At 68.4% G+C, this 9274-nt stretch carries 9 protein-coding genes; 1 reads left to right on the forward strand and 8 read right to left on the reverse strand.

The window, feature by feature from the left end; genetic code table 11:
- Positions 1 to 298 precede the first annotated feature (298 nt).
- The 8 genes from rng to H0U68_RS21460 all read right to left on the reverse strand — a co-directional run bounded on the left by rng (position 299) and on the right by H0U68_RS21460 (position 7194).
- A complete protein-coding gene (gene rng, locus H0U68_RS21425) occupies positions 299 to 1777 on the reverse strand; it encodes a ribonuclease G (RefSeq protein ID WP_296358929.1) in 1479 nt (492 codons plus the stop codon).
- A gap of 94 nt (positions 1778 to 1871) precedes the next feature.
- On the reverse strand, positions 1872 to 2462 hold the full coding sequence (locus H0U68_RS21430; RefSeq protein WP_296358930.1) for a Maf family protein: 591 nt from the start codon (positions 2460 to 2462) through the stop codon (positions 1872 to 1874).
- A gap of 16 nt (positions 2463 to 2478) precedes the next feature.
- Complete coding sequence (rlmH, locus tag H0U68_RS21435; protein ID WP_296358931.1) at positions 2479 to 2946, reverse strand: 23S rRNA (pseudouridine(1915)-N(3))-methyltransferase RlmH; 468 nt, start codon at positions 2944 to 2946, stop codon at positions 2479 to 2481.
- Complete coding sequence (gene rsfS, locus H0U68_RS21440; protein ID WP_296358932.1) at positions 2943 to 3653, reverse strand: ribosome silencing factor; 711 nt, start codon at positions 3651 to 3653, stop codon at positions 2943 to 2945. The genes rlmH and rsfS overlap by 4 nt, the downstream gene beginning before the upstream one ends.
- Positions 3653 to 4258 (reverse strand): nicotinate (nicotinamide) nucleotide adenylyltransferase, encoded by a 606-nt coding sequence (nadD, locus tag H0U68_RS21445; protein ID WP_296358933.1) that lies wholly within the window; start codon positions 4256 to 4258, stop codon positions 3653 to 3655. The genes rsfS and nadD overlap by 1 nt, the downstream gene beginning before the upstream one ends.
- Complete coding sequence (gene hemF / locus H0U68_RS21450) at positions 4255 to 5181, reverse strand: oxygen-dependent coproporphyrinogen oxidase (protein ID WP_296358934.1); 927 nt, start codon at positions 5179 to 5181, stop codon at positions 4255 to 4257. Before hemF ends, nadD begins: the two co-directional genes overlap by 4 nt.
- Before the next feature lie 2 nt (positions 5182 to 5183).
- Positions 5184 to 6467 carry a phosphoribosylamine--glycine ligase gene (purD, locus tag H0U68_RS21455; RefSeq protein ID WP_296358935.1) on the reverse strand — a complete coding sequence of 428 codons (1284 nt, stop codon included), beginning with the start codon at positions 6465 to 6467 and terminating at the stop codon, positions 5184 to 5186.
- Position 6468: 1 nt separating this feature from the next.
- On the reverse strand, positions 6469 to 7194 hold the full coding sequence (locus tag H0U68_RS21460) for a YebC/PmpR family DNA-binding transcriptional regulator (protein ID WP_296358936.1): 726 nt from the start codon (positions 7192 to 7194) through the stop codon (positions 6469 to 6471).
- A gap of 65 nt (positions 7195 to 7259) precedes the next feature.
- Between H0U68_RS21460 and H0U68_RS21465 the strand changes: the two genes are divergently transcribed.
- Positions 7260 to 8819, forward strand: coding sequence for a helicase HerA-like domain-containing protein (locus tag H0U68_RS21465; RefSeq protein ID WP_296358937.1), 1560 nt, complete (start codon positions 7260 to 7262; stop codon positions 8817 to 8819).
- Positions 8820 to 9274 lie beyond the last annotated feature (455 nt).

The raw sequence follows: 9274 nt of genomic DNA on the forward strand, positions 1-9274 counted from the left end.
CTCACGGCGGCTGTCTGAACGCAGCGTTTGCTTTGCAAACGCGAAGTGAGTTCCGCCGGGAATAAAAATTGGGGTCAGAGTCCAATTTCGCTGCGTCGCATAGCGACGCATCTGCGGCCTGTAGAACAGGCCCGCGAAACTGGAATCTGACCCCAATTTTTATGCAGAGAGTTCCCCCGCGCTGCCGTCCGTCCAACCGTCTCAGGTCTGCCGGCGGCAAAGCCGCCGGACGCCCTGTCCGCGCGACACGGCCCGCCCGCGTGCGGCTTTGCAGCGTAGCCTCACAAACGCAATGAATTCACAGCAGAACAATGTCGTACTGCTCCTGCCCCATCGCACTCTCGGACTGCAAGGAAATCGGCTTCCCAATAAAGTCGGAAAGGCCGGCAAGATGCTGGCTCTCCTCATCGAGAAACAGCTCCACAACCTGCGGCGCCGCAACCACCCGGTATTCCCGAGGATTGAACTGCCGTGCCTCGCGAAGAATCTCCCGCAGGATGTCGTAAGCCACAGTCCGCGCCGTGCGAACCGCGCCCTTCCCCTGGCACGCATCGCAGGGCTGGCACAGCAGGTGGGCAAGAGATTCACGTGTCCGCTTGCGCGTCATCTCCACCAGCCCCAGCTGCGAGAAGCCGCCCGACATCGTCTTCACCCGGTCGCGCGCCAGTTGTTTGCGGAACTCCGACAGCACCGCATCGCGGTGGTCTTCACGCTGCATGTCGATGAAGTCCACGATGATGATGCCGCCCAGGTTGCGCAGGCGCAGCTGCCGCGCGATGGCGTGTGCGGCTTCCAGGTTGGTCTTGAAGATCGTGTCGTCGAAATTGCGCGCGCCCACATAGCCGCCGGTGTTCACGTCCACCGTGGTCAGCGCCTCGGTCTGGTCGACGATCAGATAGCCGCCGGACTTCAGGTCCACGCGGCGGCCCAGCGCGCGGGCGATCTCCTCGTCCACCGAATACAGGTCGAAGATCGGCCGCTCGCCCTTGTACAGCTGCAGCCGCCCCGCCGCCGCGGGCATGAACTCCTGGCCGAAGGCCAGCAGCAGGCCATGCTGCTCGCGCGAATCGATGCGGATGGTCTGCGTCTCCTCGGTCACCAGGTCGCGCAGCACGCGCTGCAGCAGGTTCAGGTCCTGGTGCAACAGCGCGGGCGGCGGCAGGCGCTGCGCGCCGTCCTTGATGCGCGTCCAGGTCTTGCGCAGGTAGCTGATGTCCTCGCCCAGCTCGGCGTCGCTCGCGTCCTCGCCGTTGGTGCGCAGGATGAAGCCGCCGCCGGCCTCGCCGGCCAGCGCGGTGAGGCGGCGGCGCAATGCCTCGCGCTGGTCCGATGGGATTTTTTGCGAAACGCCGACGTGGTCGTCCTGCGGCAGGAACACCAGCAGCCGGCCTGCGATGCTGATCTGCGAGGACAGCCGCGCGCCCTTGGTGCCGATGGGGTCCTTGATGACCTGCACCATCAGCGCCTGGCCCTCGAACACCTGCTTTTCGATCGGCACCTGCGGCTGGCCGTTGCGCCCGTCGGTGTCGCGCGATGGCACATGCGGGCCATTGGTGTGCAGGTCGGCCACGTGCAGGAAGGCGGCGCGCTCCAGGCCGATGTCGATGAAGGCCGACTGCATGCCCGGCAGCACCCGCGCCACCTTGCCAAGGTACACGTTGCCGACCAAGCCGCGTTCGAGCGTGCGCTCCACGTGCAGCTCCTGCACCGATCCGCTCTCGACGATGGCGACGCGCGTTTCCTGCGGCGACCAGTTGATCAGGATGTCCTGTTGCATGCGTTCGGTCCCCTGTTGCTCTGGAGAATACCCCAGGCAGGTGGACGCCGGCCCTTGCGCGCGCGTGCCTATCGCTGATCAGCAGCGTGCTTTTTCAGCGCACTCCGAGCAAACAGGCCGTCTCGTACAGCGGCAGGCCCATGATGCCGGTGTACGAGCCCGCGATGCGCGAGATGAACGCGCCGGCCTGGCCCTGGATCGCGTACGCGCCGGCCTTGCCCATGGGCTCGCCGCTGGCCACGTAGGCGCGGATGCGCGCGGGCGTGAGCGCGGCAAACGTCACCCGGGAGTCGCTCAGCGCTTCGCTGCGCTTGCGGCCACTTTGCACGGCCACCGCCGTCAGCACGCGATGCGTGGCGCCGGACAGTTCGCGCAGCATGCGCGCCGCGTCCTTCGCATCGGCCGGCTTGCCGTAAATGGCGCGGCCCAGGGCCACCGTGGTGTCGGAGCACAGCACCGGTGCGTTGGGCAGGCCGCGGCGCTTCATGCGCGCGAGCGCCGCATCGAGCTTCAGGCCGGTGACGCGCCGCACGTAGGCGGCAGGTGCTTCGCCGAGAAGAACCTCTTCCAGCGCCTCGGCGTTTTCGTCGGCATCGGGCAGCAGCAATTCATGGCGCACGCCCAGCTGCTCCAGCAGCTGGCGGCGGCGCGGGCTCTGCGAGGCCAGGTAGATGAAGCCGCTCACGGTGTGCTTCGCGTTGTCATTCGCGGTGGTAGGGATGGCCGGCGTTGATCGACCAGGCGCGGTACAGCTGTTCGGCCAGCAGCACGCGCACCATGGCGTGCGGCAGGGTCAGGTCCGACAGGCGAATGCGCTCGTGCGCGGCGGCCTTGAACTCCGCATCCAGCCCGTCCGGCCCGCCGATGACGATGGCCACCGTGTCCGCTTCCAGCTGCCAGGCCTTGAGCTTGGCCGCCAGCGCCACGGTGGTGAGCGCCGTGCCGCGCTCATCCAGCGCCACGACGCGCGCGCCCTTGGGGATTGCCGCTTCGATGCGTTCGCGCTCGGCGGCCAGCAGCGTGGGCACTGCTTTCGATCCGCGCGGCTCGGTCTTCACGGCCTTGAGTTCCAGCTTCGCTTCGGGCGGAAAGCGCTTGGCGTAGTCGTTCCATGCGGTCTCGGCCCAGTCGGGCATCCGCAGGCCAACCGCGACCACCCGCAGCTTCATCGCCCGCGGGGCGCGGTCTTCTTGGCTGCGGCTTTCTTCGCGGGGGCCTTCTTGGCAGGCACCGTCTTGGTGGGCACCCTCTTGGCGGGCGCCGCTTTCTTCGCTGCAGGAGCGGGGCTCCTGGCGGCGGCCTTCTTCGCCGGCGGCCTGGCGCCGGCCGCCTTCACGGCCGCGGACTTCGCGCCGGTCTTGCGCGGAGGCTGCTTCTTTGCGGCATCCGCCTCGCGCTTGGCGTCGCGCGCCGCCGTCTTCACCGCGCTGCTGCGGCGCAGCGACAGGTTCGGCTTGGCAGTTTTGGCGGCGGGCTCGGGCTTCGGTGGCGCGGCGGCCGGCAGGGGCGCGCCCAGGCGCAGGCGCACCGGCTTGTCGCCCCAGATTTCTTCCAGGTGGTAGTACTGGCGGATGGCCGGCTGCATGATGTGCGCCACGGCCGCACCGCAGTCCACGATGATCCATTCGCCGTTTTCCTGGCCCTCGATGCGCGGCTTGGGAAAGCCCGCTTCGCGCACCGCGTCGACCACGCTGGAGGCCAGCGCCTTGGTCTGGCGGTTGGAGGTGCCCGACGCCACGATGACCCGCTCGAACAGGGGCGAGAGGTGTTCGGTGTTGAACACCTGGATGTCCTGCGCCTTGACGTCCTCCAGGCCATCGACGATGGCGCGTTGGAGTTTTTGCGTGTCCTTTTTGGCGGTGGCTTCTGTGCTCATCAAGTGGGTAGGTAAAGGTAATGTGCGGCAATATAACCGGCAACCCCGGCCGGCAGGGGCGCGCCTGCATCCTGGCCGGCCGCGAGCCGGACCCGGATGCCGGTCGCGCTGTCGTCCATGAGGGGCAATTGAAGCGGCTGGATGCGTGCTTCGGAAGGCAGTCCGAAGTGCTGGCCGCCGCCCTCTGCCGGGCCGTCCCGCCCGGCGACCGCCAGCGTCGCCAGCTGGGCAATGGCCTGCCAGTCGCGCCAGCCGGTGAAGGCACGCGCCTGGTCGGCGCCCATCACCAGGAACAGCTCGGCCTGGGGAAACTCCGCGTGCAGTTCGCGCAACGTCTCCAGCGTGTAGGTCGGCCCGGTGCGGCGGATCTCGCGGTCGTCCACCTCGGCTTCGGGAATCGCGGCGAACGCCAGGCGCGCCATTGCGAGCCGGTGTTCGGCGGGCGTCAGCGCCCTGCTCTTGTGCCAGGCGTTGCCGGTGGGGAAGATGCGCAGCTGGTCGAGCTGCAGCTGCCCGACGGCGGCCTGCGCCAGCGCCACGTGGGCGCGGTGCGGCGGATCGAACGCGCCGCCGAACATGCCCAGGCGCCGGACGGGCTGGTTCAAAGCCAGTCCTTCGGCACCAGGAAGTCGCTGGCCAGCGCCGCCTCGGGCGTGCCCGGTTCGGGTATGCGCGCATAGGACCAGCTGGCCAGCGGCGGCATGGACATCAGGATGGACTCGGTGCGGCCGCCCGACTGCAGGCCGAAATGCGTGCCGCGGTCCCACACCAGGTTGAATTCCACATAGCGGCCGCGCCGGTAGAGCTGGAACTCCCGCTCGCGTTCGTCGTAGGGCGTGTCCTTGCGGCGCTTCAGGATGGGCAGGTAGGCATCCAGGAAGCCGTCGCCCACCGAGCGCATCAGCGCAAAGCCGCCCTCGAAGCCGAGTTCGGACAGGTCGTCGTAGAAGATGCCGCCGATGCCGCGCTGCTCGTTGCGGTGCTTCAAGTGGAAATAGTCGTCGCACCAGGCCTTGAAGCGCGGGTACTTGTCCGCACCGTAGGGCTCCAGCGCACCGCGGCAGATGCGGTGGAAATGCACCGCATCGTCCTCGAAGCCGTAGTACGGCGTCAGGTCCATGCCGCCGCCGAACCAGAACGCCGGCTCGCCCTGGGTGGGCGTGGCGGTGATCATGCGCACGTTCATGTGCACCGTGGGCGCATACGGGTTGCGCGGGTGGAACACCAGCGACACGCCCAGCGCCTCGAACGCAGCGCCCACCAACTCGGGACGGTGCTGCGTGGCCGAAGGCGGCAGGCGCGGGCCCTGCACATGCGAAAAACCGCAACCGGCGCGCTCCAGCACGGCGCCGCCTTCCAGGATCATGGAAATGCCGCTGCCCTGCAGCGACTCACCGGGTTCTTTGCGCCAATGGTCGGCGATGAAGGCCTGGCCATCGACGGCGGACGCACCGGCGGTGATGCGCTGCTGCAAATCCAGCAGCCAGGCGCGGACCTGTCCGACGCGTTCGGCGTGGTCCAGCGGCATCTTCAGCTCCGGATGGCGCGGTGCCCGATGTCGCGGCGGAACTGCGCGCCGTCGAACCGGATGCCCGAGAGCACGTCGTAGGCGCGGTGCTGCGCCGCCTTCACCGTGTCGGCCAGCGCGGTGACGCACAGCACGCGGCCGCCGGCCGTGACCGTCGTGCCGTCGTCCTGCCGCGCGGTGCCGGCGTGGAACACCATCGCGTCGTCGCTTTCCTTAGGCACGCCGGTAATCGCGTCGCCCTTGCGCGGGCTCGCCGGATAGCCGTGCGCGGCCATCACCACGCCCAGCGCGGTGCGGCGGTCCCAGTGCAGCTCCACCTGGTCCAGCGTGCCGGCCGTGGCGGCCACCATCACGTCGAACAAATCGCTTTTCAGCCGCATCATGATCGGCTGGGTTTCCGGGTCGCCCATGCGGCAGTTGAATTCCAGCGTCTTGGGCCGGCCCTGCGCATCGATCATCAGCCCGGCGTAGAGGAAGCCGGTGTAGGAAATGCCGTCCTGCTCCATGCCGCGCACGGTGGGCAGGATGATCTCGCGCATGGCACGCGCATGCACCTCGGGCGTGACCACCGGCGCGGGCGAATACGCGCCCATGCCGCCGGTGTTCGGGCCTTCGTCGCCGTCCAGCAGGCGCTTGTGGTCCTGGCTGGTCGCGAGCGCGACGACGTTCTTGCCGTCGCACAGCACGATGAAGCTGGCTTCCTCGCCATGCAGGAATTCCTCGATCACCACACGGGCGCCCCCCTGGTTGTGCGAGATGCCCAGCGTGTCGTCCAGCAGCATGAAGTCGATGGCGTCGTGCGCCTCGGCCACGGTGGCCGCCACCACAACGCCCTTGCCGGCCGCCAAGCCGTCGGCCTTGACGACGATGGGCGCGCCCTTGGCGTCCACGTAGGCATGCGCCGCCGCCGCATCGGTGAAGGTTTCGGCCTCGGGGGTGGGAATGCCGTGGCGCTTCATGAAGTCCTTGGAAAACGCCTTGGAGCTTTCCAGCTGCGCGGCCGCCTGCGTGGGGCCGAAGATGCGCAGGCCATGGGCGCGGAAGTCGTCCACCACGCCGGCCGCCAGCGGCGCCTCGGGCCCGACCACGGTCAGCGCGATCTTTTCCCTGATCGCCCAGTCGCGCAGCGCGGCCAGGTCGGTGATCGGCACGTTTCCCAGCCGGGAATCCTGCGCGGTGCCGCCGTTGCCGGGCGCGACGTAGACCGCCTGCACCTTGTCCGACTGCGCCAGCTTCCAGGCCAGCGCATGTTCACGGCCGCCGCCGCCGATGACGAGAACCTTCAAATCAACTCTCCATTGCGCCGTTGTGATAAACGTTCTGCACGTCGTCCAGGTCTTCCAGCGCGTCCAGCAGTTTTTGCATGCGCACCGCGTCCTCGCCGGCCATCTCGATGGGGTTTTCCGCGCGCATGGTCACTTCGGCGATCTCCGGCTTCAGGCCGGCGGCCTCCAGCGCGTTCTTCACCGTCTCGAAGTCCTGCGGCGGGGTGATCACCTCGATGGCACCGTCGGCGTCGGCGATGACGTCCTCGGCGCCGGCTTCCAGCGCCACTTCCATCACCTTGTCCTCGCTGGTGCCGGGCGCCAGGATCAGCTGGCCGCAGTGCTTGAACTGGAACGCCACCGAGCCTTCGGTGCCCATGTTGCCGCCGTACTTGCTGAAGGCGTGGCGCACCTCGGCCACGGTGCGCACCTTGTTGTCGGTCATGGTGTCCACGATGACTGCGGCGCCGCCGATGCCGTAGCCCTCATAGCGGATTTCCTCGTAGTGCACGCCCTCGAGGTTGCCGGTGGCCTTGTCGATGTTGCGCTTGATGGTGTCGGCCGGCATGTTGGCCGCCTTGGCCTTGTCCACCGCCAGCCGCAGGCGCGGGTTGGCCGTGAGGTCGCCGCCGCCCTGGCGCGCCGCCACCATGATCTCGCGGATCACGCGGGTCCAGACCTTGCCCCGTTTTTCGTCCTGGCGGCCCTTGCGGTGCTGGATGTTTGCCCATTTGCTGTGTCCGGCCACGTTCGATGTCCTTTTTGTGTGTCGCGTTGCTACTATCGCGCGAACCCCATTCTACTTTTCGCCCCATGGTGCAACCCTTTCTCGTCGCGCAAAACGCCAAGGCCGCGTGCCGCCTGCTGCCCGCCCTGGCCAACCGCCACGGGCTGGTGACCGGCGCCACCGGCACCGGCAAGACCGTCACCCTGCAGACCCTGGCCGAGAACTTTTCGCGTATCGGCGTGCCTGTTTTCATGGCCGACGTGAAGGGCGACCTCACCGGCATCAGCCAGCCCGGCGGCGACAACCCCAAGCTGGCCGCCGTTCTGAAGGAGCGCGGCCTGCCCGCCACCGAGCCGGCCGCCTGCCCGGTGACGCTGTGGGACGTGTTCGGCGCGCAGGGCCACCCGGTGCGCGCCACGGTGTCCGACATGGGGCCGCTGCTGCTGGCGCGCATGCTCAACCTCAACGAGACGCAAGCCGGCGTGCTGCAGATCGTGTTCAAGGTCGCGGACGCCAACGGCCTCCTGCTGCTCGACCTGAAGGACCTGCGCGCCATGCTGCAGCACGTGGGCGAGAACGCCGGGCAGTTCACCACCGAGTACGGCAACGTCAGCGCCGCCAGCGTGGGCGCCATCCAGCGCGGCCTGCTGCAGGTGGAGTCGCAGGGCGGCGACCGCTTCTTCGGCGAGCCCATGCTCAACATCCAGGACCTGCTGCAGACCGATGCGGCCGGGCACGGCGTGGTGAACATCCTGGCGGCCGACAAATTGCTGAACGCACCGCGCCTGTACGCCACTTTCCTGCTGTGGCTGCTGTCCGAGCTGTTCGAGCAATTGCCCGAGGTCGGCGACCTGGAGCAGCCCAAGCTGGTGTTCTTCTTCGACGAGGCGCACCTGCTGTTCGACGATGCGCCCAAGGTGCTGGTCGAGCGCATCGAGCTGGTGGTGCGGCTGGTGCGCTCCAAGGGCGTGGGCGTGTATTTCGTGACGCAAAACCCGCTGGACATCCCCGACAGCGTGCTGGGCCAGCTGGGCAACCGGGTGCAGCACGCGCTGCGCGCCTTCACCCCGCGCGACCAGAAAGCGGTGAAAGCCTCGGCCGACACCATGCGGCCCAACGCCGGGCTGGACATCGCGGCAGCCATCACCGAGCTGGCCGTGGGCGAGGCTCTGGTCAGTTTTCTGGACGAGAAGGGCCGCCCCACCCCGACCGAGCGCGCCTACGTGCTGCCGCCCGGCAGCCGCCTGGGGCCGATCACGCCCGAGCAGCGCAAGGCACTGATGGCCGATTCGCTGGTGGCCGGCGTGTACGAGAAGGCGGTGGACCGGGAATCGGCGTACGAGAAGCTCAAGGGCCGGGTCGAGGCGTCGGCTGCTCCGGCGCAAGGCAGCCCCTCGGATGGCGGTGGTGCTCCGGCTGCTGCAGGCACGACACCCTCCTCCACTTCGGATGCAGGAGGCATCGCGGGCAGCATTGCCGGTGGCATCGGCAGCATCCTGTTCGGCTCCACCGGGCCGCGCGGCGGCAAGCACGAAGGACTGGTGGAAAGCATGGCCCGCTCGGCTGTTCGGACGATCGGGAGTTCCGTCGGCCGCGAGATCGTGCGGGGTGTGCTGGGAGGGTTGCTGGGCGGTCGCAAGCGCTGATCGGCAGGCGAAGATCACGCGGCAAAGCCGCACGCGGGCGGGCCGTGTCGCGCGGACAAGGCGACCGGCGGCTTTGCCGCCGGCAGACCTGAGACGGTTGGACGGACGGCAGCGCGGGGGAACTCTCTGCGCGTTTGCAAGCAAACGCTCCGTTCAGACAGCCCCCGCGAAGTCAGTTCACGAAGCGCGCCAAAGGCGCGCCTGCCGTCCGCCCAACCGCCTCAGGCGCCCTGTCCAACTGCGCGACTCGGCCCGCCCGCGTGCGGCTTTGCTGTGACATGGAGGCGCGCGACGGTCGCGTACCAACGCTGTTGGCTGTCGCGGCAGGCGGTGCCGGGCGCGCCTTGGCGCGCTTCGTGAACTGACTCACGGCGGCTGTCTGAGCGGCGCGCTTGCTTGCAAGCGCAAAGCGAGTTCCGCCGTGCCGGCCGCGGACCGGCCATCGCAGCGAAGTC

Source organism: Ramlibacter sp. (assembly GCF_013697775.1).
In the GTDB taxonomy this organism is placed as follows: Bacteria; Pseudomonadota; Gammaproteobacteria; order Burkholderiales; family Burkholderiaceae_C; genus Ramlibacter.

Excerpts from the sequence above, each read along its gene's own strand:
- rsfS (WP_296358932.1), bottom strand. The coding sequence starts at position 3,653 with ATGAGCACAGAAGCCACCGCCAAAAAGGACACGCAAAAACTCCAACGC.
- hemF (WP_296358934.1), bottom strand. The coding sequence starts at position 5,181 with ATGCCGCTGGACCACGCCGAACGCGTCGGACAGGTCCGCGCCTGGCTG.
- rlmH (WP_296358931.1), bottom strand. The coding sequence starts at position 2,946 with ATGAAGCTGCGGGTGGTCGCGGTTGGCCTGCGGATGCCCGACTGGGCC.
- rng (WP_296358929.1), bottom strand. The coding sequence starts at position 1,777 with ATGCAACAGGACATCCTGATCAACTGGTCGCCGCAGGAAACGCGCGTC.
- H0U68_RS21465 (WP_296358937.1), top strand. The coding sequence starts at position 7,260 with ATGGTGCAACCCTTTCTCGTCGCGCAAAACGCCAAGGCCGCGTGCCGC.